Below are 26,795 nucleotides of genomic sequence, written 5' to 3' on the forward strand. Positions count from 1 at the left end.
AAAAAGCCCGCCGGATGGCGGGCTCTTCTGCTTTCATACGAAAGGCTTATTCGTTCCAGGCCTTGTCTTCGCCGCCCAGGCCGCCGATCTGCACCCGGGTCGGCAGGCCGATCCGGTCGAGGATGGTGAAGAAGGGTTTCGGATCCAGTTCCTCGACATTCTTCATGGTCTTCGCGTCCCATTCACCGGAGGCCACCAGCATGGCGGCAGCGACGGGCGGAACCCCGGCGGTGTAGGAAATGCCCTGGCTGCCGACCTCGTTATAGGCGTCCTTGTGGTCGGCGACGTTGTAGACGAAGACTTCGAAGTCCTTGCCGTCCTTCACGCCCTTGACCAGATCGCCGATGCAGGTCTTGCCGGTGTAATTGGGCGCCAGAGAGGCGGGGTCGGGCAGGCAGGCCTTGACCACTTTCAGCGGCACCACTTCCAGACCTTCGGCGGTTTTCACCGGCTGTTCGGACAGCAGGCCGAGGTTCTTCAGCACGGTGAAGACGTTGATGTAGTGATCGCCGAAGCCCATCCAGAACCGCACGTCGGCCTGCGGGTAATTGGTGGCGAGGCTGTGCACCTCGTCATGGCCCGACTGGTAGGCCTTCGAGGGGCCGACCACCGGCAGGTCCCAGGCCTTGCCGCTTTCGAACATCGACAGTTCCTTCCATTGCTGGTCTTCCCAGTAGTAGACGGTGCCGGTGAATTCGCGGAAGTTGATTTCCGGGTCGAAATTGGTGGCGAAATACTTGCCGTGGTTGCCCGCGTTGATGTCGACGATGTCGATCGATTTGACCTCGTCCATCATGTCGATGGCGAAGCGGGCATATGCGTTGACGACGCCCGGATCGAACCCGGCGCCGAGGATGGCGGTGACGCCCTTTTCGGCACACAGGTCACGCTTCTTCCATTCGTAATTAGCGTACCAGGGCGGGGTTTCGCAGATCTTTTCGGGGTCTTCATGGATCGCGGTATCGATATAGGCCGCGCCGGTTTCGATGCAGGCGTCGAGCACGGTCATGTTGACGAAGGCGGTGCCGACATTGATGACGATCTGCGCGCCGGTGTCCCGGATCAGGGCGGCTACCGCCGCCGAATCCATCGCGTCGACCGCATGCGCCTTGAGAACGCCCTCTTGCTTCATTGCGCCCTTTTCGCGGACGGACTCAAGGATCGCTTCGCATTTGGAAAGCGTCCGGCTGGCGATATGTATATCGCCAAGCACATCGTTGTTCTGCGCGCATTTATGCGCCACGACCTGAGCGACGCCACCGGCGCCGATGATGAGAACGTTCTGTTTCAACTCAGGAAACCCCCTTTGGTGTTCGGGTGGTGGATTTTGCGGGCCGGTTATCCGAGCGCCGCGACGAAATCTTCGTAACCGAAGTCACGGACCAGCGTGACCGTACCGTCCAGGTCGCGCACGGCGATGCCCGGCATCTTCACGCCATTGAACCAGTTTTTCTTGACCATCGTGTAACCGGCGGCGTCCTGAATGGAGATACGGTCGCCGATTTTCAGCGGTTTGTCGAATCTGGCCTCGCCGAAGATGTCGCCGGCGAGGCAGGTTTTGCCTGCGATCTGGTATTCGTGGGTCCCGTTCTGCGGCAGTTTCGCGGTTTCGCGGTAGATCAGCAGGTCGAGCATATGCGCCTCGATCGAGCTGTCGACGATGGCGACGTTCTTGCCGGTATCGAGGATGTCGAGAACCGAGACCTCGAGCGTTGCCGCGTTGGTGATCGAGGCCTCGCCGGGTTCGAGATAGACCTGCACGCCCATCGCATCGCTGAAGGCCTTCAGCCGGTCGGCGAGTTTTTCCAGCGGGTAACCTTCGCCGGTGAAATGGATGCCGCCGCCCAGCGACACCCAGTCGAGCCGCTTCAGGAAGGTGCCGAATTCGTTTTCGATCCGGGTGAGCTGTTGCGAAAAGAGATCGAAATCGTCGTTTTCGCAGTTGTAGTGGATCATGACGCCGCTGATACGTCCCTCGGCCTGTTCCAGCCGCGCCATGTCCCATTCGCCCAGGCGCGAAAACGGCCGGGCGGGATCGGCCAGATCGAAGCCGGAGGTGGAAAACCGCGGGTTCAGCCGCAGGCCGGTGGCCAGTCCCTGGGTGCGGTCGCCGAACCGGTCGAGCTGCCCCAGCGAGTTGAAGATGATCTTGTCGGCGTAGGACACCGCCTCGTCGATTTCGTGATCGGCCCAGCCGACCGAATAGGCATGGGTTTCCTTGCCGAATTGTTCCCGGCCCAGCCGCAGTTCGAAGAGCGACGACGAGGTGGTGCCGTCCATGTATTGCGACATGAAATCGAAGACCGGCCAGGTCGAGAAGCATTTCAACGCCAAAAGCGCCTTGGCGCCGGAGTTTTCTCGCAGCCAGGCGATTTTTTCCATGTTCGGCAAAAGCCGGGATTTGTCGATCAGGTAATAGGGTGTCTGGAGCATCTGGCGGCGGTCCTTGAACAGAAGCGACGCACGGGAATCACGCGCGGCCCCCACTTAGCGGTGGAACGGCGGTGTGGCAAAGAAAAACTGATCCCGGGCGCGGTGGTGCCCGGAGGGGAAGGGGGCTGTCTGCCCCCTCTGCCTGCGGCATTCACCCCCGAGGATATTTTCGAACAGAAGAAACGGAACGGGGCGTTAAGGCTTTGGTACGGCGGACCGGGGCAGGGTTGGCTCATGCTGGAGGGTGCGGGGAAAACGCATGAAGCAGAGCGAGCAGATATGACAGTGATCAGACCCGACAAGGACGCATTCCCGCTGGCCGAGCGGCTGACCGAGATCGAGGAGGTGTTCCTGGACCTGAAGGCTGAGGTGAAGCGGCTTCAGACCAGGATCCGCGAGGGCGAGTTGGGGGCCGTCAAGGATGGCGCGCGGCTGAGCGCGGATATCCGGGGCTGGTTGAAGATCGCCTATGAGATGGAGGCCACTTTTCATGACAGAAAACGCAAGCAAGCCGGGATCGAGCGGCAATATGCCGTCGACTTCGACCAGGCAAGGGATCAGATCCGGTGCCGGCTGGATCGCCTCCGCCGATGCTGCCACGAGGGACGCGTTCCTGGACGGGCTGAGTGAGGGGGAGCTTCTGGCGCTGCCTTACCTATTCGAGTTCTGGGCACTGGATCATCAGTTGCCGCCCGACGGAAACTGGCGCACCTGGGTGATTATGGGCGGGCGCGGCGCGGGCAAGACGCGGGCGGGCGCGGAATGGGTGCGGTCCATGGTCGAGGGGGCGCGGCCGGGCGATCCGGGCCGGGCGCGTCGGGTAGCGATCGTGGGCGAGACGATCGACCAGGCGCGAGGTGATGGTGTTCGGCGAAAGCGGCATCCTGGCCACGTCGCCGCCGGACCGGCGGCCCGACTGGGTGGCCGGTCGCCGGATGCTGTGCTGGCCCAACGGGGCCACGGCGCAGATTTTTTCGGCGCATGATCCGGAAAGTTTGCGCGGGCCGCAATTCGACGCGGCCTGGGTCGATGAATTGGGATGCGCATCCATCGACAAGGGGACCAACCAGCCGAACAAATTCGTCGATCCCAAGTCGTCGGAATCCGTCTTGCCGCATTATTCCGACGGACGCCGTGACGAACTGATCCAGATGCAATATTTGCGCGCCTTGCTCGGATACTGGGGGGAGGCGGCGAATAACCCGGTCTCCGGGCAATACGGGGGGCGGATGCTGGACATGTCCCGTGCCTATGTCTGGGCCTGGGATGCGCGGCCTTACCCGGCCTTCCCGCGCAATACCGAGCTGTGGAGCGATGCGGAGAATTACGCCAGAGGCCACTGGATCAACGGGCGCGGATCGGCGCGGTCGCTGGCCTCTGTGGTGACGGAAATCTGCCGCCGGGCCGGAGTGAGCGAGATTGATACCTCGGCGCTTCACGGTCATGTGCGCGGATATCACCAGAAAGATGCCGCTGAAGCGCGTTCGGCCCTGCAACCCCTGATGCTGCGCTATGGGTTCGATGCGATCGAACGGGACGGGGTTCTGGTCTTTCGCAGCCGTACCGGAATGACGGATTGGGCGCTGGGCCAGAATGCATTGGCCGTGAACGATGAACTGCCATATTCCACCGAAGCGCACTGCGCGGCGCAAAGTGAAATGGCAGGCCGGGTGCGGTTGCGTTTTGTCGAGGCGGATGCCGATTTCGAAACCGTTGCGGAAGAGAGTGTGTTGCCGGACGTGGAAACCCACGCGGTCGCGGCGAGCGAGATCCCGCTGGCGATGACCCGCGCCGAGGGACGGCAGGTGGTGGAACGCTGGCTGAGCGAAGCACGACTGGCGCGTGACAGCGTGAGGCTTGCATTGCCGCCCTCGGCGCTGGGGATCGGGGCGGGCGATGTGATCGAACTACCCGGTGACGGGCCCGCCGGCACCTATCGGGTGGACCGGGTCGAATATCGCGCCTCACAGATCGTCGAGGCGGTGCGGATCGATCCGGAAAGCTATCGCCCGGCCGAGTTCACCGAGGAGACGAGCCCGGTCACGCCCTTTTTCGCGCCCGCGCCTGTGCTGCCTTTGTTCCTCGATCTGCCCTTGCTCAGGGGGGACGAACCGCCCCATGCGCCGCACATGGCGGTCACGGCCACGCCATGGCCCGGCAGCGTGGCGGTGTATCATGCCGCCGCCGACAGCGACTATGACCTGCTCTCCACGCAGGAGGCGCGGGCGATCATCGGGATGACGGAAACCGCGCTGGTCCGGGCGCGGCCGGGGCTGTGGGATCGCGGCAGCAGGTTGCAGGTCCGGTTGGCGAGCGGCAGCCTGGAAAGCCGGCCGAGGCAGCAGATCCTTGCCGGTTCCAACCTCGCCGCTATCGGTGACGGGACGGTGGAGAACTGGGAACTGGTGCAGTTCCGCGATGCCCGGTTGGTGGATGATAACACCTACCTGCTGACCAATCTGCTGCGCGGGCAGCTGGGCAGCGACGCGGCGATGCCCGAAAGCTGGCCCGAAGGGTCCTATTTCGTGCTGCTCGACAATGCGGTGACGCAACTGGGTCTGGCCTCGGCCAGCCGCAACCTCGCGCGGCATTACCGGATCGGCCCGGCGCGGCGCGGCTACGACGATCCCTCCTATCGGCATTACCAACTGGCATTCGCGGGGATCGGGCTGCGCCCCTACGCGCCGGTTCATCTGCGGGCTGAGCCGGCCGGGACAGGGGATGTGACGCTGCGCTGGATCCGGCGGACAAGGGTCGGGGGCGACAGCTGGGACGGGCTGGAGGTACCTCTGGGCGAGGAACAGGAGCTGTACCTGGTCCGCATCCTGGCCGGAGCTCAGGTGCTGCGCGAGGAAACGGTTGCGTCGGCCGAATGGACCTATGCGTCGGCGGCGATTGCCGAGGATGGCGGGCTGTCTGGGCTGGTGGCGGAGGTGGCGCAGGTTTCTGCAACATATGGCGCCGGGGCGCCGGCCAAGCTGTCTCTGAACGGGTAGCGGGCGGAGAAAGGCACAACGGAATCCGCCGGCAGAATGCCGTCACGGGAGGGCATCAGCTTTGCGGACGGCATCGCCGTCGGCTACTCCGATCAACGTAATGTGGCCGCGCTTTTTTTCTGTGTTATATTCTTGTTGAGGGGCGTGACCTGATGGATGACGACGACAATGAAACTCGATCCGAAACACGTCGAGATTCGGTTTCGATGGTTGCGCCCTACGCGCGAATCCGCGTCATCGTAGCGGTAATCGTGTTCTTGTTCGTCATCGCCGTGATGGTTTTTCGCGCGTTTTCCGGGTGACGCGTATAGCAAGCGCCCCTTTTTGCGAAAAGACACCGAAGCCAGGAAACCCGGTTCGCTGGAGGTCGTGACAGGCCTGGCCACGGACCGTGTCGTCAGGCGCGCCGGTTCTGGCCCGGTGCGGCCAAGATGTGTGGATACGCTGTCAGCGCCGCGTTTAGCGACGCTTGCGGGGCGCACCGGTTGTTGGCCTGATATCCCTTTTCGGCCCGTCGAGGCGCTGGCTGGTCCGAGGGTTCGCTTTTGCGATGCAATCCAGGTCAGCGGGGAGTGGCGCGGGTGCGGATCATTCCGAAACGAAATATACTCCTTCACAGCTTTGCGTTTTGCCATGCGGCCCTATCTGGTATAGTGACACCGACCGGAGGACCCCATCCATGGCCAAGACCAAGACACAATTTGCAGAACTCGATCCGGTCTGGAGCCGGATCAGGACCGAAGCGGAAGACGCCGTTGCGCAGGAACCGCTGCTCGGCGGGCTGATCCATTCCAGCATCCTGCATCACGAATCGATCGAAAACGCGCTGGCCTACCGGACCTCGCTGAAACTGGCCTCGGGCGAGATGTCGGAGCAGCTGATCCGCGAGATTTGCGATGCCGCCTATGCCGATGATCCGGCGCTGTCGCTGGCGGCAAGGGCCGATATCGCCGCCGTGCACGACCGCGACCCGGCCTGCCACCGGTTCCTGCAACCGCTGATGTTCTTCAAGGGCTTCCAGGCGCTGCAGGCGTACCGCGTGGCACATTGGCTGTGGGAGAACGGCCGCCGCGACATGGCCTATTTCTTCCAGATGCGGGTATCGGAACAGTTCGGTGTCGATATCCACCCGGCCGCCAAGATCGGCAAGGGCATCATGATCGACCACGCCCATTCCATCGTCATCGGCGAAACCGCCGTGGTGGGCGACAACGTGTCGATGCTGCATTCGGTGACGCTGGGCGGCACCGGCAAGGAAGAGGAAGACCGCCACCCCAAGATCGGCGATGGCGTGCTGATCGGCGCCGGGGCCAAGGTTCTGGGCAATATCCATGTCGGTCATTGTTCCCGCATCGCCGCCGGGTCTGTGGTGCTGCACGAGGTGCCGCCGAAAACCACTGTGGCGGGCGTGCCGGCCAAGGTGGTGGGCGAAGCGGGCTGCTCGACGCCCTCGATCACCATGGATCAGCTGCTGGGCACCAAGTGATCAGCGGCTGAGCATCCCCGCGATCATCGATCCAAGGGCGGCCACGTGGTCAGAATGATCGCGCGGTCGTTCCACAGCACGCCGACGAAAAACCACCCCACAAGGCCGATCAGGAACATGTAGATGTTCCACGGCACGATGTCGAAGGCGATGAAGGCGTATCCGAAAATCTGCGCGACCGAGGCTGTCCATTTGACGGACTGGATGAGGTTTGCGTGTCTGGGCAGGGCCTGTTGCATCCGGTTTCTCCTGAAGCTGGGGAGGCCCCGAATGGCATTCGGACCCGGATTTGACTATTCATGCTTTCAGGACTTACCCTGTAGAAAACTTACAGGAATGACATGCGCTGCCTGCGCCTTTCACCGATCCGTGCCTTCGATGCTGCCGCCCGTCACGGGAATTTCCGGCTGGCGGCGGAGGAACTGCACCTGACACATGGCGCGGTGGCGCAACAGATCCGCGCGCTGGAGGATCAGCTTGGCCAGTCCCTGTTCGAACGGTTGCCGCGCGGAGTGGCGCTGACCGCCGCGGGGGCGCATCTGGCCAAGGCGTCGCGGGCGGCGCTGGAATTGATGGATCAGGCGGTGGATGCGCTGGAAACCGGGCAGAAAACCCTGCAAATCAGCGTCCCGCCCAGTTTTGCAGCGCGCTGGCTGGTGGCGGCGATTCCCGAATTCGAGGCGGCGCATCCCGAATTGCGGCTGGCGATCAGCGCCGATGCAAACATCCAACCCCTGCGGCGCGGCATCGTCGATGCGGCGGTCCGCATGGGGCCGCGTCCGGGGGTGGAAGGCGTGGTGGTCACGCGGCTCTGCCCGGTCGAGTTCGTGGCGGTGGCAACGCCAGACTATGCCGAACGGATCGGAGCGCCCCCAGAATTTGAGGGTGCAATTTTGTTGCAGGATGCGCATGAATACCGGGTCCGGTTCCTGCCCGGGCGGGGCCGTGACATCTGGCGCTACAACTACACCGTTCTGGCGATCGACGCGGCAATGGAGGGGCAGGGCATGGCGATTGCACCGCGGCTGCTGGTGGAAAAACCGCTGCGCCGGGGCGATTTTCGGGAACTGTCCTTGCCGGAAACCGGCAAGGATATCGGTTATTACCTAGTACATCCGGCGGGGCTGCACCGGTCCGATCCGGTGCTGCGCTTTGCCGACTGGATCAAGGGCGCGTTGTCGTGACGAGAAGGATCGTTCCAAGGCGCCGTTGCAAAATGGAACGGCTTTCCAACAGTTGATATTGTCGCCTTGCGGTTCCGGACGTAGCCTGTCGGGGTATTTGCCACAAAGGGGAGAGGCGCAATGACACGCCAAACCGAAGGCCGCGGGCGGCTGTATGACACGGTGCTGGACACCGTCGGCAACACGCCGGCGATCAGGATCAACCGGTTGGCGCCGGATCACGTGACCGTGTACGTGAAGGCCGAGGCCTTCAATCCCGGCGGGTCGGTCAAGGACCGGCTGGCGCTGAACATCATCGAGGCGGCGGAGGCGTCGGGCGCATTGAAGCCGGGGCAAACGGTGGTGGAGGCGACCAGCGGCAATACCGGCATCGGGCTGGCCATGGTCTGTGCCGCCAAGGGTTACCCGCTGGTCATTACGATGGTCGAGACGTTTTCGGTGGAGCGGCGCCGGCTGATGCGGTTTCTGGGCGCCAAGGTGGTACTGACCCCGAAGGAACAGAAGGGCACCGGCATGTACCAGAAGGCCAAGGAACTGGCCGAGAAGAACGGCTGGTTCTTTGCCCGCCAGTTCGAGACGGAGGCCAATGCAGATATCCACGAACACACCACCGGGCGCGAAATCATGGCAGATTTCGACGGCCAACGGCTGGATTACTTCGTCAGCGGCTTCGGAACCGGTGGCACGGTGACCGGCGTGTCCCGGGTGCTGCGTCGGGAACGGCCCGAAACGAAAATCATCCTGTCGGAACCCGACAACGCGGCGATGGTGCAAAGCGGTGTCGCGCAGGAACGGACCGAGGACGGCGAACCGGCCGCCAGCCACCCGGCCTTCAATCCGCATCCGATCCAGGGCTGGACGCCGGATTTCATCCCTCTGGTTCTGCAGGAAGCGCTGGACAAGGGCGGCTATGACGACCTGCTTCTGGTGGGCGGCCCCGAAAGCATCGCGGCATCGCGCGATCTGGCGCTGAAAGAAGGCATCTTTACCGGCATTTCCGGCGGCGCGACCTTCGCCACGGCGCTGAAGGTGGCGGAAAAGGCCCCCAAGGGGGCGGTGATCCTGGCGATGCTGCCCGATACCGGCGAACGCTACCTGTCGACGCCGCTGTTCGACGGGATCGAGGCGGAGATGAGCGAGGAGGAAATCGCCCTGATGCGGTCGACCCCCGGGTACCAGATGGGGGGATGAACGCGCAGCGCTATCGTCAGAAGGACAAAACGCCGGGGATAACCCCGGCGTTTTCATTTATGCGGCAGAAAAAAACGCCGCGCTTCGAGCGGCCGGGATCGAGCGCGGGAAATCGTAATTCTTGACATCGTGTAAAGTTGTGTTAGGTCTGTCGTCGCTTGACATCGTGTAAAGCTGTGAGGGCGTCAACGCTCTCGCCTTGATTTGAGGAGGAACATCAATGTTCACTGATTGGATCTTGTGGGGCATCGTCGTTCAGGCCCTGGCGGCAGGGCTTGTCGCCGGGGTCTTCCTGGCGTTTTCCGATTTCATCATGATCTCGCTTTCCGCGTCGAAGCCCGCTGCCGGGACCGAGGCGATGCAGGTCATCAACCGCGAGGTCTATCGCTCGGTCTTCATGGTGCTGCTGGTCGGGCTTGCGCCGGCTTCGGCGGCGATGGCGCTGTACGGATACCTGTATCTGCCGGGATCCGCGGCGGGGTGGCTTATCGCGGGCGCCGGAATCTATTTCGTTGGTGTCATGCTGGCCACGCGGTTCGGCAATGTCCCTATGAACATGCGGTTGGAGGCGATGCCGCAGGCCGGGGCGGCGGCGCAGGGATACTGGCCCGATTACGTCAGGGGCTGGGTTGCGTGGAACCATCTGCGCACGCTGGCATCCTTCGGGACCATGGCCTGTTATGTCATCGCGGCAGTGCAACTGGCCAAGGCGGGTTGAGGGGGAAAGACACGGCTTGGTCCCGAAGGCGGGCAAAAAAGAAAACGCCGGAGAAACCTCCGGCGTTCTTTTGGTTGTCAGATCGGCCGACCTCAGGCCAGCATGACCATCGGGTTTTCCAGATTGTCGACGATCGCCTGCAGCAGGTTGGCGCCAAGCGCCCCGTCGATGACCCGGTGATCAACCGACATGGTGACCGACATCACGGTCGCCACGGTCAGTTCGCCGTCGTCGCCCACCACCGGTTTCTTCACTCCGGCCCCGACCGCCAGGATGCCCGCATGCGGCGGGTTCACGATGGCGTCGAAATTGTCGATGCCGAACATGCCGAGGTTGGAAATCGCGAAGCTGCCGCCCTGGTATTCGTGCGGCGCGAGCTTGCGGTCGCGGGCGCGCGCGGCCAGGTCCTTCATCTCGGTCGACAGCGCCGACAGCGATTTCGTGTCCGCGTCCTGCAGGACGGGGGTGAAAAGCCCGCCCTCGATCGCCACGGCCACCGCCACGTCCGACGGTTTCAGCTTCAGCACCCGGTCGCCGGCCCAGACCGCGTTGGCCTCGGGCACCTGTTGCAGCGAATTAGCCACGGCCTTGATGATGAAGTCGTTGACGCTGAGCTTCACCCCGCGCGCTTCCAGCTGCTTGTTCAGCTGCGAGCGGAACTTCAGCAGCGCGTCGAGCTTGATGTCGCGGCGCAGGTAGAAATGCGGGATGGTCTGCTTGGCCTCGGTCAGGCGCGCGGCGATGGTCTTGCGCATCCCGTCGAGCTTGACCTCTTCATACTCGCGGCCGTCGTACATCTTGGCCACCGCATCGGCCGAGGGGCCGGCAGGGGCGGGCGCTGCCGCCTCGGCCGGGCGCGCGCCCGGCTGTGCCGTTTCGACGTCGGCCTTGATGATCCGGCCGCGCGGGCCGGAGCCTTGGATCTGGCTCAGGTCCAGCCCCTTGTCGGCGGCGATGCGGCGCGCCAGTGGCGAGGCGAAGATGCGCGAACCGTCGGCGGCGGCAGGCGCGGCGGGCGCGGGCGCTGCTGCGGCGGGTGCCGGTGTGGCGGCTGCTTCTGCGGGGGCCGTTTCTGCCGGAGCAGCTTTGGCCACCGGAGCGGCAGCAGGCGCTGCGATGTCACCCACGCTTTCGCCTTCCTCGACCAGCACCGCGATGGGGGTGTTGACCTTCACCCCTTCGGTGCCCTCGGCCACCAGGATCTTGCCGACGATGCCTTCATCGACGGCTTCGAATTCCATCGTCGCCTTGTCGGTTTCGATCTCGGCCAGCAAGTCGCCCGAACTGACGGTGTCGCCTTCCTTGACCAGCCATTTGGCCAGCGTGCCTTCCTCCATCGTGGGGGACAGGGCGGGCATCAGGATTTCAGTTGCCATTGTTCCGTCTCCTCAGCGATAGGTCACTTGCTTGACCGCTGCGATCACCTCGTCGGTGGTCACCAGCGCGTGCTTTTCCAGGTTGGCGGCATAGGGCATCGGCACGTCCTTGCCGGTACAGTTGATCACCGGCGCGTCGAGGTAATCGAAGGCGCGCTCCATGATCGTGGCCGACAGGTGGTTGCCGATGGAGGCGACCGGGAAACCTTCCTCCACGGTGACGCAGCGGTTGGTCTTCATCACCGAATTCAGCACCGTGTCGTAATCGATCGGGCGCAGGGTGCGCAGGTCGATGACTTCGGCCGAAATCCCTTCCTCGGCCAGCTTGTCGGCGGCTTCCAGCGCGTATTGCATGCCGATGCCGAAGCTGACGATGGTGACGTCGCTGCCTTCACGCCAGACACGGGCCTTGCCGAAGGGGATGGTGAAATCGTCCATCACCGGCACGTCGAAGGACCGGCCGTAGAGGATTTCGTTTTCTAGGAAGATCACCGGGTTGGGATCGCGGATCGCGGTTTTCATCAGGCCTTTGTAGTCCGATGCCGAATAGGGCATCACCACCTTCAGGCCGGGGATCTGCGCGTACCATGCGGCGTAATCCTGGCTGTGCTGGGCGCCGACGCGGGCCGCCGCGCCGTTGGGGCCGCGGAATACCATCGGCGCGCCCATCTGGCCGCCCGACATGTACAGCGTTTTCGCCGCCGAGTTGATGATCTGGTCGATTGCCTGCATGGCGAAGTTGAAGGTCATGAATTCGACGATTGGGCGCAGCGATCCGAAGGCGGCGCCGACGGCGATGCCGGCGAACCCGTGTTCGGTGATCGGGGTGTCGATGACGCGCTTGGATCCGAATTCGTCCAGCAAGCCCTGGGAAATCTTGTAAGCGCCCTGGTATTCGGCGACTTCCTCGCCCATCAGGAACACGGTGTCGTCGCGGCGCATTTCCTCGGCCATCGCGTCGCGCAGCGCTTCGCGGACGGTCTGTTTCTTCATCTCGGTGCCTTCCGGCCAATCCGGGGTCAGATCGGCGGGGGCGGCGGCCGGTGCCGGTGCCGCTGCGGGTGCGGGCGCGGCGGGGGCTGCCGGGCCAGGGGCCTCGGCCGCCGGGGCCGATACGGCCACGTCTTCGGCGCTTTCGCCTTCTTCCACCAGCACGGCGATCGGGGTGTTCACCTTCACACCTTCGGTGCCCTCGGCGATCAGGATCTTGCCGACGATGCCTTCATCGACGGCTTCGAATTCCATCGTCGCCTTGTCCGTTTCGATCTCCGCGATGATGTCGCCGGAGGAAACGGTATCGCCCTCTTTCACCAGCCATTTTGCGAGCGTGCCTTCCTCCATCGTCGGAGACAACGCGGGCATGAGAATTTCGGTAGCCATAGTCTTCAGTCCCCCTTACGCGTCCGTTTCGGCATAGATGTCGGTCCACAGCTCTTCGAGAGCGGGTTCCGGGCTTTCCTTGGCGAAATCGGCGGATTTGTTCACGATATCCTTGATTTCCTTGTCGATGGCCTTGAGGTCATCTTCGGTCGCGTGCTTGCCGGTCAGCAGCAATTCGCGCACATGTTCGATCGGGTCGCGTTCCTCGCGCATCTTCTGCACTTCCTCGCGGGTCCGGTACTTGGCGGGGTCCGACATCGAGTGGCCGCGATAGCGGTAGGTCTTTACTTCCAGAATGTATGGCCCCTTGCCGGAGCGGCAGTGCTTGACCGCCTTTTCGCTGGCCGCCTTGACCGCCAGAACGTCCATGCCGTCGACGATTTCGCCGGGGATGCCGAAGGGTTCGCCGCGGGTGTAGATATCCTGCGTCGAGGTCGAGCGCGCTTGCGCCGTGCCCATCGCATACTGGTTGTTTTCGATCACGAAGATCACCGGCAGTTTCCACAGCGCTGCCATGTTGAAGGTTTCGTAGACCTGGCCCTGGTTCGCCGCGCCGTCACCGAAATAGGTGAAGGTGACGCGCTTGTTGTCGAGGTACTTGTCGGCAAAGGCCAACCCGGCGCCCAGCGGCACCTGAGCGCCGACGATGCCGTGACCGCCGTAGAAATGCTTTTCCTTGGAGAACATGTGCATCGAACCGCCCTTGCCCTTGGAATAGCCTCCTTCGCGCCCGGTCAGTTCGGCCATCACGCCGTTCGGGTCCATGCCGCAGGCCAGCATATGGCCGTGATCGCGGTAGGACGTGATGCGCTTGTCGCCCTCTTCGGCCGCGGCTTCGAGCCCCACGACAACCGCTTCCTGGCCGATATAGAGGTGGCAGAAGCCACCGATCAGGCCCATGCCGTAAAGCTGACCGGCCTTTTCCTCGAATCGCCGGATCAGCAGCATATCGCGGTAATAGGTTTTCAGCTCTTCAGCGGAAACGTTTGTTTTGGCTTGGGTTTTTCTGGCAGCCATGTGGCGTCCCCCTCCCGTATCCAATAATAGTTTAGCGTTAAACTATCTTATAAAGCATTTTTCTGCGCAGGGCGAGCGTAAATTGGCCGCGGTTTGGGAACGAGGGCGCGCCATCACGTCCGAAGCGGTTTGGCGGTCGCCTCGGATGCCGTTTCGATACGGCTTGCCGCATGTCGGGGGGGCGGGTTGCGCGTTTAACGGATGACGATTTCGTCGCTGCGGATCAGGCCCAGCACCGATCGCGCCTGTTCGTCGAGAAGATCGAGATCCAGATAGCTGTCCGACAACCGCCGCGTCAGGTTTTCCATCCGCGCGACCTGCGCGTTGAGCTGATCGAGGTCCTGTTGCAGGATTTCGGCTTCGGCCTGGATTTCGGCACGGCGAAACAGCCCGTAACCGCCCTGAACGGCGGCAAAGGTGAAATAGGCGCCAAGCATGAAGGCCACTGCGAAATAGGCCCATGCGCCCAAGGCGGGTCGTTTCCTGCGTTGCATTTTTCTGCCTCTTTTTCCGCCTCTTAGGGGGGCGGTGAACCGGAGTGTGCCACACCTGATTCTCTTTGTGAATCCCCCAAGGGGAAGTATTTTCCTTTTCTTGAAATCGTTGCCGCGCCGCAGACGAAAGCGGGGGCGTCGTGGCGTCATGCTGGATCGCGACGCCGTTACGGCCCATCCTGCGCGGGTCAGCCGAGGGAGGAACGGGATGACGCAGGGCCATAGCGTATTTTCAACCCATGAAGTGACCAACCAGCCACAACCGCGGGGGGCGCGTGATCTGTGGGCTGAGGATGCGCCGCTGAGGGAGTGGGCCAAAGCGGCCGGCGCCGATGACGCAGCCTTGGCCGCCGCCGGGGCCGCGTTTGGCAGCGAAGACATGTTGCAGGCCGCCGAAGACGCGCGCCGCGATCCACCGCGGCTGAAGCTGTTCGACCGCTCGGGGCGGCGTTTGGACGAGGTCGAATTTCACCCCGGCTATCATCAGGTGATGGATTTGGGCATCCGCCACGGGTATGCGGCAAGCGCCTGGGAGGGCAAAGAGGGCGGCCATGTCACCCATGCGGCGCTGTGTTACTACATGGCGCAGCTGGAACCGGGCGTGTCCTGCCCGCTGACCATGACCTATGCCGCGGTGCCGGCGTTGCAAAATGACAGGGCGCTGGCCGAGGCCTGGGTGCCAAAGCTGACGGCAAGGCATTACGATCCCTCGGTCAGGCCGCTTTCGGCCAAGCAGGGCGTCACCATGGGCATGGCGATGACCGAAAAACAGGGGGGATCGGATGTGCGCGCCAATTCCACCACCGCGATCCGGTCGGGGGATCATTACCTGCTGAAGGGCCATAAATGGTTCTGTTCCGCGCCGATGTGCGACGGGTTCCTGACCCTGGCGCAGGCGCCCGAGGGATTGACCTGCTTCCTGGTCCCGCGCTGGTTGGAGGACGGCAGCCGCAACCGGATGCATCTGCAGCGGCTGAAGGACAAGCTGGGCAACCGCGCCAACGCGTCCTCGGAAATCGAATATCACGACGCGATCGGCTACCGGCTGGGCGATGAGGGTGCGGGCGTCAAGACGATCATAGAAATGGTGCACCACACCCGGCTCGACACTGCGATTGCCCCCGCCGGGCTGATGCGCGCCGCGCTGGCGGAGGCGAAATGGTGGGTCAGCCATCGCAGCGCCTTTCAACGCCGGCTGATCGACCAGCCTCTGATGCAGTCGGTGATCGCCGATCTGGCGCTGGATTGGGAAGGGGCCTTGGCGCTGGCGATGGGCTGCGCGCGCGCCTTCGACGGCAGGACCGAGGAAGACCGCGCCTTTGCCCGTATCGCGGTGGCCTTGGCCAAGTACCTTTCCAACAAGCGCGCGCCGGGGGTGATCTACGAGGCGATGGAGACGCTTGGCGGCATGGGCTATATCGAGGAAACGCCGATGCCGATGCTCTATCGCGAGGCGCCGCTGAATTCGATCTGGGAAGGGTCGGGCAACGTGATCTGCCTCGATATCCTGCGCACGCTGGCGCGGGCGCCGCAAGCGGGCGAAGCGCTGCGGGCGCAGTTGCAGCGCGTGGCGGGGACGGATGCCCGGTACGACGCGGCGTTGCAGGCGCATCTGGCGCGCTGGCCAGCCTTGCCCACGGAAGCCGAGGCGCGCTGGTTCACCGAAAGCCTTGCCTCGCTGCTGGCCGCGTCCTTCCTGATCGAAGGGGCGCCCGGTGCGATGGCGGACGGCTACGTCGCGACGCGGCTTGCCGGGCAGCGCGGTGCGACGGCGGGCGCGGTGTCGGGGATCGACGTGGCGGCGATCCTGGAACGGATTTAACGGGCTGCGACCGGCCGCGGGTGGGCGTACAAACGTACGTGGTTGGCACTTTATCGTGCCGCCTCCTTCCGCCGTTCCAGTGTCGCGTAGTCAGTGAAGAAGCGCCCGCCCGTGTGGGCGGTCGGGCGCTGCCCGGCGGCGCGGAGCGCCGCTATTCGGGCTGGGGCTTCAATTCGTTGGGGGGGCTCTGTTGTCCAGCCTCAGTTGCAGCATCGCCAGGTCAAGCCAGCGACCGAATTTCTGCCCAACCTGCGGCATCAGCCCGGTCTGTTCGAAGCCAAGGCTTTCATGCAGCCGGATCGACCCCGCGTTGCGGGCCTCCACCGCCGCCACCATGACGTGGAACCCATCGCCGCGCGCCCGTTCGATCAGCGCCTGCAGCAGCGCCCGCCCGATGCCGCCGCCGCGCCGTGTCGCATCGACATAAACCGAATGTTCCACCGTCAGCCGGTAACCGTCGAAGGCGCGGAACGGGCCATAGCTGGCATAGCCAAGAACATCCGCCCCGTCGCAGGCGACCAGCACCGGGAAACCCTGCGCCTGCCGGTCGTCGATCCACCGCGCCCGGTTGGCCGCATCCACGGTCACGTCGTTCCAGATCGCCGTCGAATGCAGCACCGCGTCGTTGTAGATCGCGGCGATCGCGTCGGCGTCGGCGGCGGTGGCGTTTCTGATCTGCATGTCGGTCCCCCCCAACGAAAAGGGGCGGAGAAATCCGCCCCTTTGCCAAAACCTGCTGTCGCCGGGGCGGATCAGCCCGCGACCGAGGCGTCGAAGATGCTCTGTACGCTGCTGTCGAGCGTCTTGTCGAATTCATCGTCGCTCTGCTGCGCCGACAGACCTTCGGTCAGGGCGCGCGAGAAGCTGGCGATCATGCCGGTGTTCTGCGCCAGACGGTTGTTGGCCTCTTCCCGGCTGTAGCCGCCCGACAGTGCCACAACGCGCAGCACGTTGGGATGATCGACCAGCGGTTTGTAGGTGTTGGCCGCTTCCGGCAGGGTCAGCTTCAGCATCACCTTCTGATCGGGATCGAGCGCGTCGAGCTGTTTCTTGATCTCGCCCAACAGGATGGTTTCGGCCTCTGCCTTGTCGGCGATGGAAATGGTGACTTCGGGTTCGATGATCGGGACCAGGCCGTGCGACAGGATCTGCTTGCCGACCTCAAACTGCTGCTCAACCACCTTGGCGATGCCGGTGGCCGAGGCGGCGTTGATGACCGAGCGCATCTTGGTGCCGAAAATGCCCTTGGACACGGCCTTTTCCAGCAGCGCGTCGAGGTCGGGCATCGGTTTCAGGACCCGCACGCCGTCTTCTTCGTCGGCCAGACCCTTGTCGACCTTCAGGAACGGCACCACCTGGCAGTCTTCCCACAGGTAGGTGGCGGTGGGTTTGCCGTCGACGTCGCTGTCCATGGTGCGCTCGAACAGGATCGCGCCGAGGATGCGGTTGCCGTTGAAGCCGTTCGACTTGATGATCCGCGCCCGCATGTTGTGGATCATCTCGAACATTTCCGCGTCCGAGCCGTAGGCATCCTCTTCGACGCCATAGAGCTTCAGTGCCTTCGGGGTGGAGCCGCCGCTTTGGTCAAGCGCGGCGATGAAGCCGTTTCCCGATCTGATCTGTTCTGTTTGTTTCTGGTCGGTCATGATCAAGTTCCACCTGTTGCAATAACTTTGGGCCGCCTGCGCCCGGCTCGGCATAGCCAATAGGCGACAGCGAAGGGGGATACAATTCGGTTGCGCTAACAAGGCGGAATTTTTTCGCCCTTGCACGTTCTTAAGGCTCGGGCGCGCCGCGGCGACCGGCGAATTCCGGCATCGGGACAGGGAAGGGCGGGAGGCCCCTTGCGGGCGCTCCCGGTCGAAGTGGTTTCAGGCGCCGCTCAGGCGGCGGCGACCGCGCTGGCTTCGAGCGCCGCGACGCCGGGCAGGGTCTTGCCTTCCATCCATTCCAGGAAGGCGCCGCCGGCGGTGGAAATATAGGTGAAGTCGTCCGCCGCGTTGGCCTGGTTCAGCGCTGCCACCGTGTCACCGCCGCCGGCGACCGAAATCAGCGATCCGGCGCGGCTCAGCTCGGCCGCCTTGCGGGCGGCGGTATTGGTGCCGGTGTCGAACGGGGTGATTTCGAACGCGCCCAGCGGACCGTTCCAGATCAGCGTCCTGGAGGCCTCGAAAACCGCGGCGATGCGTTCCACCGCCTGCGGGCCGGCATCGAGGATCATCTTCTCGGCCGGGCAGGCGTCGGCGGCTACCACCTTGTTTTCCGCACCGGCCTTGAATTCGCAGGCCACCACCACGTCGGCGGGCAGCACGATGTCGCAGCCAGCGGCCTTGGCCTTCTCGAGGATCTCGACGGCAGTGCCGGTCATGTCGTGTTCGCACAGCGATTTGCCCACGTCGATGCCCTGCGCAGCAAGGAAGGTGTTGGCCATGCCGCCGCCGATCACCAGATGATCGACCTTTTCCACCAGGTTGCCCAGCAGTTCCAGCTTGGTCGACACCTTGGCGCCGCCGACCACGGCCACGACGGGGCGCTGCGGCTTGCCCAGGGCACTTTCCAGCGCTTCCAGTTCCGCCTGCATCAGCCGGCCGGCGCAGGAGGGTAGGTAATGCGTCACGCCCTCGGTCGAGGCATGCGCCCGGTGAGCGGCGGAAAACGCGTCGTTGCAATAGACATCCGCCAGCTTCGCCAGCCGCGCGGCGAAATCGGGATCGTTCTTTTCCTCGCCTGGATGGAAGCGGATGTTTTCCAGCAGCACTACATCGGCGGCCTTGACCTCGCCGGTGGGCGCTTCGGCAGCGTCGAGCGTTTCGATGAAGGCGACCGGACGGCCAAGCGCGGTTTCAAGCGCCTTCAGGGTGACCCGCAGGCTCATATTCAGCACGACCTTGCCCTTGGGGCGGCCGAAATGGGCAACCAGCAGCGGCTTGCCGCCCTTGGCGAGGATGTCGTTGATCGTCGGCACGATGCGTTCGATCCGGGTTGCGTCAGTCACATGGCCATCCTTGACCGGCACGTTGATATCGACACGCACCATCACGCGCTTGCCGTTCAGATTCATGTCGTCAAGAGTTTTCCAGGCCATGTTTTACCTCCTTGCGGTTTTGCGGTTGTCATGGCCCGAAGCGGGCTTTGCGTCAAGCTGATGCTTGGCAATCGCGCTGCGGAAGATTAGGTAATATCCAACGCAGAACCCAAGGAGCCCGACATGGCCGAAATCAAAGACCCGGAAAACACCATCCTGATCGAATTGAAGGACGGAACGGTTGTCATCGAACTGCTGCCCGACGTGGCGCCGAAGCATTGCGAGCGGATCAAGGAACTGGCTCGTTCGGGTCAGTATGACAACGTCGCTTTCCACCGCGTGATCGACGGTTTCATGGCGCAGACCGGTGACGTTCAGAACGCCAACATGGAAAAGGATTACAATCCGGGCCGTGCCGGCACCGGTGGGTCCGATCTGCCTGATTTGCCTGCGGAGTTTTCCAAACTGCCGCATGACCGGGGGACGCTCGGCGCGGCTCGTTCGATGAACCCGAACTCGGCCAATTCGCAGTTCTTCATCAACTTCAAAGACAACCATTTCCTGAACGGCCAGTACACCGTTTACGGCCGGGTGACGTCGGGGATGGAATTCGTCGACAACATCACCCGCGGCGAGCCGCCCGCGAATCCCGACCGGATGATCAGCATGAAGGTGGCGGCCGATGTCGAAGCGTAACAAATCGCCGCTTCTGGCGGGCGTTTTGATGGCCGCGCTGGCCAGCCCGGCTGCGGCGACAGGTCTCAGCATCGAGGTTGAGGGCGAGGGCGCCAACGGCACCATCACCATCGACCTGCTCGAAGATGTGGCCCCCGGCCACGCCGCGCAGATCGCCGCCCTGGCCGAGGAAGGCGCCTATGACAACGTGGCGTTTCACCGTGTGATCGACGGCTTCATGGCGCAAACCGGCGACGTGAAGTTCGGCAAGCTCGGCGGCGACATGCGCATGGCCGGGCGCGGCGGGTCGGACCGGCCCGACCTGAAGGCGGAGTTTTCCGATATCGCCTTCGATCGCGGCGTCGTCGGCATGGCGCGGTCGCAAGACCCGAATTCGGCCAATTCGCAATTCTTCATCATGTTCGCGCCGGGGCATTTCCTGAACGGCCAGTACACGGTGGTCGGCAAGGTGACCAGCGGCATGGATGTGGTCGACCAGATCAAGCGCGGCGAAGGTCGCAACGGCGAGGTCATGGGCCGGCCCGATGTGATGAAAAAGGTCATCGTGACCGAGTGACCGGTCCGGAAAATCCGTCAGAGCAACAGAAAGCCCGGCCTCGCGCCGGGCTTTTTCATGGCACCTGAGTTGGGCGGGGAAAAGGCATCGCCCCGCGCTGGAAGCTGGGGGCACGGGGCACTTCCCATCACAACCGCGTCACCGGGGCTGTGCAGGTCGCCGTGTTCCCGTCATGCTGAGATCAGTTGGGAGGTGACGCGATGAAACATCTGATCCTTGTTGCCGGGTGGGTTCTGGCGCTGGTTTTGCCCGCCGCCGCCGATCCGAATTTCTGGCGCCATGAATGGCCCAATACCGATTTTTCGCAGACCAGCGTGGAAAACTGGGTCGAAATCATGTCGGGCGGACCGCCGAAGGACGGCATACCGGCGATCCACGGCCCCGCGATGGTCGCGCAGACCGACGAGGCCGGGCTGGACCCGCGCGAACCGGTGATCACCGTGGCGCTGGACGGGCAACCGGCGCGCGCCTATCCGCTGCGCTACCTGCTCTGGCACGAGATCGTGAATGACCGGATCGGCGGTCTGCCGGTCGCCGTCACCTACTGTCCATTGTGCAATTCTGCGCTGGTCTTCGATCGCCGGGTGCAGGGGCGGGAACTGAGCTTCGGCGTGACCGGCAAGCTGCGCAATTCGGACATGGTGATGTATGATCGCGAAACCGAAAGCTGGTGGCAGCAGGCCCTGGGTGTTGGCATCGTCGGTCATTTCAACGGGGCGCGGCTGACGCAATTACCGGTCTGGATGGAAAGCTGGGCCAGTTTCCGCGCGTCGCATCCGGGCGGGATGGTGATGGTCGAACCGGATCATGCCCGCCCCTATGGCACCAATCCCTATCGCGGCTACGACAGTTCGCGCCGGCCGTTCCTTTACAACGGTGAAAACCCACCCCACGGCGTGCCGCCGCTGATGCGGGTGATCCGGGTCGGCGACAGGGCCTGGACGATGGAGCGGCTGAGGCAGGAACGCGAAATCCGCGAAGCCGGGCTGGTGCTGAGCTGGCAGGCCGAACAGGCCTCGGCTCTGGACACGGGCGCGATTTCCCAGGGGAAGCCGGTGGGCGCGATCCGGGTGCGCGACGGGCAGGGGCGCGACGTGGCCCATGACGTGTTGTTCGCCTTTGCCTTCCACGCGTTCTGGCCCGACGGGACGTGGATGCTGGCGCAATAGGAAAAGCGCGGATATCACGTTATCCGGCGTTCGCCATGTTATCCCGCGCCAGTTCCCCGGCGAATGCGACCAGCGTTTCCAGCGCCTCGCAGAACAGGTCGTCAGCGACCGTCATTGCGACGCGGACATGGCCCGCCGCGGCGCAGCCGAAGCTTTCGCCGGGCATCACCGCGATCCGGCGCGCGTCGAGAAGGGCGTTGGCGAAGCCTTCGCCGCTCAGTCCCGTCGCGCGGATGTCCAGCAGCACGTACATCGCGCCGTCGGGATGCACCGCTTTGACCGCGTTCTGCCCGGCAAGGATGTTCAGCGCCTTGTCGCGGCGGCGGCGGAACGGGGCGGCCACGGCGTCCTCGGCTTCGCGGCCCTGGTTCAGCGCGTAAAGCGCGGCGTCCTGGATGAACCCGGCGACGCCGTAATTGGTGTTGGTCGACAGGTCGTCGAAATGCGCGATCGCCTCGCGCGGCCCGATGATCCAGCCCAGCCGGCTGCCGGTCATGGCGTGCGATTTGGACATCGATCCGATCACCAGCGTCCGGTCTTCCATGCCGGGCAGGGCGCGCGGGCTCAGGTGGTCGCCGCGCCAGACCTGGCTGTCGTACACCTCGTCCGAGATCAGCCACATGTCATGCGCCTCCACCACCCCGGCGATGCCGTTCAGCGTGTCGCGCGAATAGACCACGCCGGCGGGATTGTTCGGCGTGTTGATCAGCAGGGATCGGGCACCGCCGGCCACTGCCTCGATATCGCGGGCGAGCGGCTGAAACCCGTTTTCGGGGCGCGCCTGCACGGCCACCGGCACCGCGCCGCCCGATCGGATCGTGCCGGGGTAGGTGACGTAGTGCGGGTCGATGAAAAGCGCCCGGTCGCCGGGATCGCAGCAGGCCAGATGCGTCGCGAACAACCCCGCCTGGCCACCTGCGGTGATCACCACGTTGTCGCGGGTGGTTGCAACCCCGGTTCGGGCCTGGGTGCGTTCCGCCACCTTGTCGCGCAGGGCCGGGATGCCCGGAACCTCGGCATAGCCGGTATGGCCGCTCCGCGCCGAACGGTGCATCGCGTCGAGGATGTCTGGCGCGGTGCCGATATCATGTTCGCCGATGGTCAGTTCGATCACCGGCTCCCCGGCGGCCTTCATCTTGCGGGCGCGGTAAAACACGTCCCAGCCATCCGAGCCGCCGTCATGCAGCGTGGCGATCCGTTTCGAGAGTTGCATGATGGTTCCCCGCGTGTTCCGGCCCGTGCGTGTTTCGGCCAATGACAGGCCAGAGGCGTGCGGGTTTGTCAATCGTCACCTCGGGGCAGGGCGATCCATGTCGCCAGCGCCACGCAGGCCCCCGCCAAGGCGCCCGAAACCGCCCCGAGAGCGGCCACCCGGAACAGCGGCCAACCTTGCTCGGCCAGTCCGGCCGCCAGCATGATCGCCGCCATGGCCGGGATCCAGCCGACCACGTTCGCCGCCACCCAGTGCCGGCGCGCAATGTTGCGCGGCAGGGCGGGTGACTGCACCAGCCCCATCACCGCGCCCATGCCAAGCCCGACCCCCGCGCCTGCCAGCGCCATCAGCCACGGCGGCGGATCAAAGGCGGTATCCGCGCCCGCGCCGCCGCCGATCTGGCCAAGCATCGAAAGCCCGTACCCGGTCACCGCCGCCAGCACTGTCAGGATGATCCACGGCGCCGGTCGCACGCCCAGCCGCCGCAGCCCGAGGGCTTGCGCGCTGCCCAGGCAAAGCCCTTCGACGCCGCCCGCCAGCAACACCGCAGCGGTGCCCGCGCCGATCTGGTCCCGGTCGATCGCGGCATATGTCGCGGCGACGACCGCGATCCCCGCCGCTTCGGCCAGCGCCAGCGTGGTCAGCCAGTATGTCAGTCCCGGGCGTCGCATGAAGAAAGGTTAGCGTCATTCCCGCTTGGCAGCTATGGGGATATGGCATAAGCTCGGCCGCATGAACGCAATGACCTGCATCATCTGCTGCATTATTACCCGCTGAGCACTTCAGGCGGGCCGTTCTGTACTTCCAAAGATATGACGAAGTTGATAAGCCCGCCGCGAGCCCGGCTGCGCGTGTGAGGACTTATGACGACGATCAAGCTGCACAATACCAGGACCCGCAAGAAAGAGGTCTTTACCCCGATCGATCCCGACAATGTGCGGATGTATGTCTGCGGGCCCACGGTCTACGACCGCGCCCATATCGGCAATGCGCGCCCGGTGGTCGTCTTCGACACGCTGTTCCGGCTGCTGCGCCATGTTTATGGCCCCGACCACGTGACCTACGTGCGTAATTTCACCGACGTGGATGACAAGATCAACGCGCGCGCCGCCGAAAGCGGCCGGGAGATCGGCGAGATCACGGCGCAAACCACGCAATGGTATCTCGACGACATGGCGGCGCTCGGCGCGCTGGAACCCACCCACATGCCGCGCGCCACCGCCTATATCGACGCGATGATCGCGATGATCGAGGACCTGATCGCCAAGGGGCATGCTTATGCGGCCGATGGCCATGTGCTGTTTTCGGTGGAATCTTACAAGGATTACGGCGCTTTGTCGGGCCGGTCGGTCGATGACATGATCGCCGGCGCCCGGGTCGAGGTCGCGCCTTACAAGCGCAACCCGATGGACTTCGTGCTGTGGAAACCGTCCAGCGACGACCTGCCGGGCTGGGACAGCCCCTGGGGCCGGGGGCGTCCGGGCTGGCATATCGAATGCTCGGCGATGTCTTACGAATTGCTGGGTGCGAGTTTCGACATCCATGGCGGCGGCAACGACCTGATGTTCCCGCATCACGAAAATGAAATCGCACAAAGCTGCTGCGCCCATCCCGAGGGCCATTTTGCGAATTACTGGCTGCACAACGAGATGCTGCAGGTCGAGGGCAAGAAGATGTCCAAGTCGCTGGGCAATTTCTTTACCGTGCGCGACCTGCTGGACGGGCATGACGACATGCCGCCGGTGCCGGGCGAGGTGATCCGTTTCGTGTTCCTGTCGACCCATTACGGCAAGCCGATGGATTGGACCGCCAAGAAGGCCGCCGAGGCCGAGGCGACCCTGCGCAAATGGCGCAAGCTGGTCGACGGCGTGGAGCCCGGGATCGTCAGTGAGGCGGTGCTGAATGCGCTGGCCGACGATCTGAACACTGCAGGCGCGATTGCCGAACTGCACAGAATGGAGAGAATGATTTCCCGTCAAAAGACGGCGCAAAATCAACCTGTAGATATTCACGCTGGTTTGCTCCAAAACTTTCTCGCCTCGGCGCAGTTGCTGGGCCTGCTGACCGAAGGCTTGGGCGAGTGGGCGGCGGAACCCGACGTGGACCTGAGCGGGCTGGCCGGGAAACTGGCCGGGGTGCGCGCCGCGGCGATGGAGAGCAAGGATTTCTCCGAGGTCGACCGGATGAAGGCGGCGCTGCTGGAGGCGGGCGTCGAGGTTCGGATGAGCAAGGCCGGGGTTGAATTGCTGCCCGGGCCGGGCTTCGATGCCGCCAAGCTGGAGGGGCTGTGATGGCACGGTTTCGCCTGCGGCGGGCGGGTAAAGGGGGGCTGTCTGCCCCCCTCACCGTTGAAAATCATGCGATTTTCAACGTCTTCCCCCCCCGAGGATATTTCAAAACAGAAGAAGATGGGGGCCGGGGATGAGCGGCGAGCGTCTTTACATCTATGACACCACGCTGCGCGACGGGCAGCAGACCCAGGGGGTGCAGTTTTCCACCCCGGAAAAGCAGCAGATCGCGGCCGTGCTGGACGAGCTGGGTGTCGACTATATCGAGGGCGGCTGGCCCGGGGCGAACCCGACCGACAGTGAGTTTTTCGAAGCCCGGCCGCAACTCGGGGCGCGGTTCACCGCGTTCGGCATGACCAAGCGGGCCGGACGGTCGGCGGAAAACGACGATGTGCTGGCGGCGGTGATGAATGCCGGGACCGGGGCCGTCTGCCTGGTCGGCAAGACCCACGATTTCCATGTCGAAACGGCGCTTGGGATCACTCTGGCGGAGAATACCGAGAATATCTCGCGCTCGGTCGAATATCTGGTGGCGCAGGGGCGTGAGGCGCTGTTCGATGCCGAACACTTCTTCGACGGTTACAAGGCCAACCCCGCTTATGCGCTGGAAGCCGTGCGGGCGGCCTATGAGGCCGGGGCGCGGTGGATCGTGTTGTGCGACACCAATGGCGGCACCCTGCCGGGCGAGATCGGCGAGATCACCCGGGCGGTGATCGAAGCCGGTATCCCGGGCAGCCATCTGGGCATTCACACCCATAATGACACCGAAAGCGCGGTGGCCGGATCGCTGGCCGCCATCGATGCGGGCGCGCGGCAGATCCAGGGCACGCTGAACGGGCTGGGCGAGCGTTGCGGCAACGCCAACCTGACCACGCTGATCCCGACGCTTCTGCTGAAGGAACCCTATGCCAGCCGCTATGAGACGGGGATTTCGTGCGACGCCCTGACCGGGCTGGTGCGGGCGAGCCGTCAGCTTGACGATATCCTCAACCGGGTGCCGTTCCGGCAGGCGCCCTATGTCGGGGCCTCGGCCTTTGCGCACAAGGCGGGACTGCATGCCAGCGCGATCCTGAAGGATCCCAGCACTTACGAACATATCGACCCGGGGCTTGTCGGCAACGAACGGATCATCCCGATGTCGAACCAGGCCGGGCAGTCGAACCTGCGCCGCCGCCTGTCCGAGGCCGGTCTGACGGTCGACAAGGGCGATCCGGCGCTGGCCCGGATTCTCGACATCATCAAGCAGCGCGAAGCCGAGGGCTATACCTATGACAGCGCGCAGGCCAGCTTCGAGCTACTGGCGCGCAAGGAACTGGGGCAGATGCCCGAATTCTTCGAGGTCAAGCGCTACAAGGTCACGGTGGAGCGGCGCAAGAACAAGTACGACAGGATGATCAGCCTGTCCGAGGCGGTCGTGGTGGTGAAGGTCGATGGCGAAAAGAAGCTGTCGGTGTCGGAATCGCTCGACGAGACCGGTAATGACCGTGGCCCGGTGAACGCGCTGGCCAAGGCGCTGTCGAAGGATCTGGGGCGCTATTCCGAACCGCTGGCCGACATGAGACTGGTCGATTTCAAGGTGCGGATCACGCAGGGCGGCACCGAGGCCGTCACCCGCGTCATCATCGACAGCGAAGACGGGCAGGGGCGGCGCTGGTCGACCGTGGGGGTATCGCCGAACATAGTGGATGCCTCTTTCGAGGCGCTGCTGGACGCGATCAACTGGAAGCTGTTGCGCGAAGGGCGGCATTAGG

Annotated in this window: 25 protein-coding genes and 1 pseudogene; 14 read left to right on the top strand and 12 right to left on the bottom strand. The window is 63.9% G+C overall.

Annotation, left to right across the window (positions count from 1 at the left end; translation table 11 throughout):
- Positions 1-46: 46 nt before the first annotated feature.
- Positions 47-1,291, bottom strand: a complete 1,245-nt coding sequence (locus IT775_RS11700; protein ID WP_212701295.1) for a saccharopine dehydrogenase family protein — start codon at positions 1,289-1,291, stop codon at positions 47-49.
- 47 nt (positions 1,292-1,338) lie between these two features.
- Entirely contained in the window at positions 1,339-2,433 is a 1,095-nt protein-coding gene (locus tag IT775_RS11705; RefSeq protein WP_212701296.1) for a carboxynorspermidine decarboxylase, read from the bottom strand.
- 234 nt (positions 2,434-2,667) lie between these two features.
- On the opposite strand from IT775_RS11705, the gene IT775_RS11710 reads away from it, so the two are divergent.
- The 5 genes and pseudogenes from IT775_RS11710 to cysE all read left to right on the top strand — a co-directional run bounded on the left by IT775_RS11710 (position 2,668) and on the right by cysE (position 6,915).
- Complete coding sequence (locus tag IT775_RS11710; protein WP_212701297.1) at positions 2,668-3,063, top strand: hypothetical protein; 396 nt, start codon at positions 2,668-2,670, stop codon at positions 3,061-3,063.
- A pseudogene (locus tag IT775_RS21290) lies at positions 2,963-3,470 on the top strand (terminase large subunit domain-containing protein); the annotation flags it as partial. The gene IT775_RS11710 and the pseudogene IT775_RS21290, both read left to right, overlap by 101 nt.
- Positions 3,468-5,429: a phage tail protein gene (locus tag IT775_RS11715; protein ID WP_246525532.1), complete on the top strand. Its 1,962-nt coding sequence runs from the start codon at positions 3,468-3,470 to the stop codon at positions 5,427-5,429. The pseudogene IT775_RS21290 and the gene IT775_RS11715, both read left to right, overlap by 3 nt.
- A 152-nt stretch (positions 5,430-5,581) precedes the next feature.
- The gene (locus IT775_RS11720; RefSeq protein ID WP_212701298.1) at positions 5,582-5,731 is read left to right on the top strand and encodes a hypothetical protein; all 150 of its coding nucleotides are present in this window, start codon (positions 5,582-5,584) and stop codon (positions 5,729-5,731) included.
- Positions 5,732-6,108: 377 nt separating this feature from the next.
- Entirely contained in the window at positions 6,109-6,915 is an 807-nt protein-coding gene (gene cysE / locus IT775_RS11725) for a serine O-acetyltransferase (RefSeq protein ID WP_212701299.1), read from the top strand.
- A 23-nt stretch (positions 6,916-6,938) separates the two neighbouring features.
- Here cysE and IT775_RS11730 read toward each other — a convergent pair whose 3' ends face one another.
- Positions 6,939-7,154 carry a DUF6552 family protein gene (locus tag IT775_RS11730; protein WP_343231141.1) on the bottom strand — a complete coding sequence of 72 codons (216 nt, stop codon included), beginning with the start codon at positions 7,152-7,154 and terminating at the stop codon, positions 6,939-6,941.
- 102 nt (positions 7,155-7,256) lie between these two features.
- Here IT775_RS11730 and IT775_RS11735 point away from each other — a divergent pair, with 102 nt between their 5' ends.
- The 3 genes from IT775_RS11735 (at position 7,257) to IT775_RS11745 (ending at position 10,008) form a co-directional block, all read left to right on the top strand.
- A complete protein-coding gene (locus tag IT775_RS11735; protein ID WP_212701300.1) occupies positions 7,257-8,099 on the top strand; it encodes a LysR family transcriptional regulator in 843 nt (280 codons plus the stop codon).
- A gap of 120 nt (positions 8,100-8,219) precedes the next feature.
- Positions 8,220-9,290 carry a cysteine synthase A gene (cysK, locus tag IT775_RS11740; RefSeq protein WP_212701301.1) on the top strand — a complete coding sequence of 357 codons (1,071 nt, stop codon included), beginning with the start codon at positions 8,220-8,222 and terminating at the stop codon, positions 9,288-9,290.
- A 220-nt stretch (positions 9,291-9,510) separates the two neighbouring features.
- Positions 9,511-10,008 (top strand): anthrone oxygenase family protein, encoded by a 498-nt coding sequence (locus IT775_RS11745; protein WP_212701302.1) that lies wholly within the window; start codon positions 9,511-9,513, stop codon positions 10,006-10,008.
- Positions 10,009-10,100: 92 nt separating this feature from the next.
- On the opposite strand, the gene IT775_RS11750 is transcribed toward IT775_RS11745, so the two are convergent.
- The 4 genes from IT775_RS11750 to IT775_RS11765 form a co-directional block, all read right to left on the bottom strand.
- The gene (locus IT775_RS11750; protein ID WP_212701303.1) at positions 10,101-11,384 is read right to left on the bottom strand and encodes a pyruvate dehydrogenase complex dihydrolipoamide acetyltransferase; all 1,284 of its coding nucleotides are present in this window, start codon (positions 11,382-11,384) and stop codon (positions 10,101-10,103) included.
- Positions 11,385-11,396: 12 nt separating this feature from the next.
- Positions 11,397-12,764: a pyruvate dehydrogenase complex E1 component subunit beta gene (locus IT775_RS11755; RefSeq protein ID WP_212701304.1), complete on the bottom strand. Its 1,368-nt coding sequence runs from the start codon at positions 12,762-12,764 to the stop codon at positions 11,397-11,399.
- 15 nt (positions 12,765-12,779) lie between these two features.
- Positions 12,780-13,781: a pyruvate dehydrogenase (acetyl-transferring) E1 component subunit alpha gene (gene pdhA, locus IT775_RS11760; protein WP_212701305.1), complete on the bottom strand. Its 1,002-nt coding sequence runs from the start codon at positions 13,779-13,781 to the stop codon at positions 12,780-12,782.
- A gap of 194 nt (positions 13,782-13,975) precedes the next feature.
- Complete coding sequence (locus IT775_RS11765; RefSeq protein WP_212701306.1) at positions 13,976-14,275, bottom strand: FtsB family cell division protein; 300 nt, start codon at positions 14,273-14,275, stop codon at positions 13,976-13,978.
- Between the two features lie 208 nt (positions 14,276-14,483).
- Between IT775_RS11765 and IT775_RS11770 the strand changes: the two genes are divergently transcribed.
- Complete coding sequence (locus IT775_RS11770) at positions 14,484-16,097, top strand: acyl-CoA dehydrogenase family protein (protein WP_212701307.1); 1,614 nt, start codon at positions 14,484-14,486, stop codon at positions 16,095-16,097.
- 168 nt (positions 16,098-16,265) lie between these two features.
- Here the strand turns inward: IT775_RS11770 and IT775_RS11775 are convergent, their stop codons facing one another.
- From IT775_RS11775 to IT775_RS11785, 3 genes are all read right to left on the bottom strand, one after another.
- Positions 16,266-16,778, bottom strand: a complete 513-nt coding sequence (locus IT775_RS11775; RefSeq protein WP_212701308.1) for a GNAT family N-acetyltransferase — start codon at positions 16,776-16,778, stop codon at positions 16,266-16,268.
- A 71-nt stretch (positions 16,779-16,849) separates the two neighbouring features.
- A complete protein-coding gene (locus IT775_RS11780; RefSeq protein ID WP_212701309.1) occupies positions 16,850-17,743 on the bottom strand; it encodes a fructose bisphosphate aldolase in 894 nt (297 codons plus the stop codon).
- A gap of 236 nt (positions 17,744-17,979) precedes the next feature.
- Positions 17,980-19,182, bottom strand: a complete 1,203-nt coding sequence (locus IT775_RS11785; RefSeq protein WP_212701310.1) for a phosphoglycerate kinase — start codon at positions 19,180-19,182, stop codon at positions 17,980-17,982.
- 123 nt (positions 19,183-19,305) lie between these two features.
- On the opposite strand from IT775_RS11785, the gene IT775_RS11790 reads away from it, so the two are divergent.
- The 3 genes from IT775_RS11790 to IT775_RS11800 all read left to right on the top strand — a co-directional run bounded on the left by IT775_RS11790 (position 19,306) and on the right by IT775_RS11800 (position 21,543).
- Positions 19,306-19,818: a peptidylprolyl isomerase gene (locus IT775_RS11790; RefSeq protein WP_212701311.1), complete on the top strand. Its 513-nt coding sequence runs from the start codon at positions 19,306-19,308 to the stop codon at positions 19,816-19,818.
- Positions 19,805-20,374 carry a peptidylprolyl isomerase gene (locus IT775_RS11795; RefSeq protein ID WP_212701312.1) on the top strand — a complete coding sequence of 190 codons (570 nt, stop codon included), beginning with the start codon at positions 19,805-19,807 and terminating at the stop codon, positions 20,372-20,374. Before IT775_RS11790 ends, IT775_RS11795 begins: the two co-directional genes overlap by 14 nt.
- Before the next feature lie 200 nt (positions 20,375-20,574).
- The gene (locus IT775_RS11800; protein ID WP_212701313.1) at positions 20,575-21,543 is read left to right on the top strand and encodes a DUF3179 domain-containing protein; all 969 of its coding nucleotides are present in this window, start codon (positions 20,575-20,577) and stop codon (positions 21,541-21,543) included.
- A gap of 19 nt (positions 21,544-21,562) precedes the next feature.
- Here the strand turns inward: IT775_RS11800 and IT775_RS11805 are convergent, their stop codons facing one another.
- Positions 21,563-22,756 carry a pyridoxal phosphate-dependent aminotransferase gene (locus IT775_RS11805; RefSeq protein ID WP_212701314.1) on the bottom strand — a complete coding sequence of 398 codons (1,194 nt, stop codon included), beginning with the start codon at positions 22,754-22,756 and terminating at the stop codon, positions 21,563-21,565.
- A gap of 68 nt (positions 22,757-22,824) precedes the next feature.
- The gene (locus tag IT775_RS11810; protein ID WP_212701315.1) at positions 22,825-23,427 is read right to left on the bottom strand and encodes a hypothetical protein; all 603 of its coding nucleotides are present in this window, start codon (positions 23,425-23,427) and stop codon (positions 22,825-22,827) included.
- Positions 23,428-23,619: 192 nt separating this feature from the next.
- Here IT775_RS11810 and cysS point away from each other — a divergent pair, with 192 nt between their 5' ends.
- Together cysS and cimA are read left to right on the top strand one after the other, a co-directional pair.
- Complete coding sequence (cysS, locus tag IT775_RS11815) at positions 23,620-25,047, top strand: cysteine--tRNA ligase (protein WP_212701316.1); 1,428 nt, start codon at positions 23,620-23,622, stop codon at positions 25,045-25,047.
- 130 nt (positions 25,048-25,177) lie between these two features.
- Complete coding sequence (gene cimA / locus IT775_RS11820; RefSeq protein WP_212701317.1) at positions 25,178-26,794, top strand: citramalate synthase; 1,617 nt, start codon at positions 25,178-25,180, stop codon at positions 26,792-26,794.
- Position 26,795 lies beyond the last annotated feature (1 nt).

The sequence above is a fragment of the Thalassovita aquimarina genome (assembly GCF_018219815.1).
Taxonomy (GTDB): Bacteria; Pseudomonadota; Alphaproteobacteria; order Rhodobacterales; family Rhodobacteraceae; genus Thalassobius; species Thalassobius aquimarinus.

Coding starts and splice junctions, on each gene's coding strand:
- IT775_RS11705 (WP_212701296.1), bottom strand. CDS start 2,433: ATGCTCCAGACACCCTATTACCTGATCGACAAATCCCGGCTTTTGCCG.
- IT775_RS11710 (WP_212701297.1), top strand. CDS start 2,668: ATGCTGGAGGGTGCGGGGAAAACGCATGAAGCAGAGCGAGCAGATATG.
- IT775_RS11720 (WP_212701298.1), top strand. CDS start 5,582: ATGGATGACGACGACAATGAAACTCGATCCGAAACACGTCGAGATTCG.
- cysE (WP_212701299.1), top strand. CDS start 6,109: ATGGCCAAGACCAAGACACAATTTGCAGAACTCGATCCGGTCTGGAGC.
- IT775_RS11730 (WP_343231141.1), bottom strand. CDS start 7,154: ATGCAACAGGCCCTGCCCAGACACGCAAACCTCATCCAGTCCGTCAAA.
- IT775_RS11735 (WP_212701300.1), top strand. CDS start 7,257: ATGCGCTGCCTGCGCCTTTCACCGATCCGTGCCTTCGATGCTGCCGCC.
- cysK (WP_212701301.1), top strand. CDS start 8,220: ATGACACGCCAAACCGAAGGCCGCGGGCGGCTGTATGACACGGTGCTG.
- IT775_RS11745 (WP_212701302.1), top strand. CDS start 9,511: ATGTTCACTGATTGGATCTTGTGGGGCATCGTCGTTCAGGCCCTGGCG.
- IT775_RS11750 (WP_212701303.1), bottom strand. CDS start 11,384: ATGGCAACTGAAATCCTGATGCCCGCCCTGTCCCCCACGATGGAGGAA.
- IT775_RS11755 (WP_212701304.1), bottom strand. CDS start 12,764: ATGGCTACCGAAATTCTCATGCCCGCGTTGTCTCCGACGATGGAGGAA.
- pdhA (WP_212701305.1), bottom strand. CDS start 13,781: ATGGCTGCCAGAAAAACCCAAGCCAAAACAAACGTTTCCGCTGAAGAG.
- IT775_RS11765 (WP_212701306.1), bottom strand. CDS start 14,275: ATGCAACGCAGGAAACGACCCGCCTTGGGCGCATGGGCCTATTTCGCA.
- IT775_RS11770 (WP_212701307.1), top strand. CDS start 14,484: ATGACGCAGGGCCATAGCGTATTTTCAACCCATGAAGTGACCAACCAG.
- IT775_RS11775 (WP_212701308.1), bottom strand. CDS start 16,778: ATGCAGATCAGAAACGCCACCGCCGCCGACGCCGACGCGATCGCCGCG.
- IT775_RS11780 (WP_212701309.1), bottom strand. CDS start 17,743: ATGACCGACCAGAAACAAACAGAACAGATCAGATCGGGAAACGGCTTC.
- IT775_RS11785 (WP_212701310.1), bottom strand. CDS start 19,182: ATGGCCTGGAAAACTCTTGACGACATGAATCTGAACGGCAAGCGCGTG.
- IT775_RS11790 (WP_212701311.1), top strand. CDS start 19,306: ATGGCCGAAATCAAAGACCCGGAAAACACCATCCTGATCGAATTGAAG.
- IT775_RS11795 (WP_212701312.1), top strand. CDS start 19,805: ATGTCGAAGCGTAACAAATCGCCGCTTCTGGCGGGCGTTTTGATGGCC.
- IT775_RS11800 (WP_212701313.1), top strand. CDS start 20,575: ATGAAACATCTGATCCTTGTTGCCGGGTGGGTTCTGGCGCTGGTTTTG.
- IT775_RS11805 (WP_212701314.1), bottom strand. CDS start 22,756: ATGCAACTCTCGAAACGGATCGCCACGCTGCATGACGGCGGCTCGGAT.
- IT775_RS11810 (WP_212701315.1), bottom strand. CDS start 23,427: ATGCGACGCCCGGGACTGACATACTGGCTGACCACGCTGGCGCTGGCC.
- cysS (WP_212701316.1), top strand. CDS start 23,620: ATGACGACGATCAAGCTGCACAATACCAGGACCCGCAAGAAAGAGGTC.
- cimA (WP_212701317.1), top strand. CDS start 25,178: ATGAGCGGCGAGCGTCTTTACATCTATGACACCACGCTGCGCGACGGG.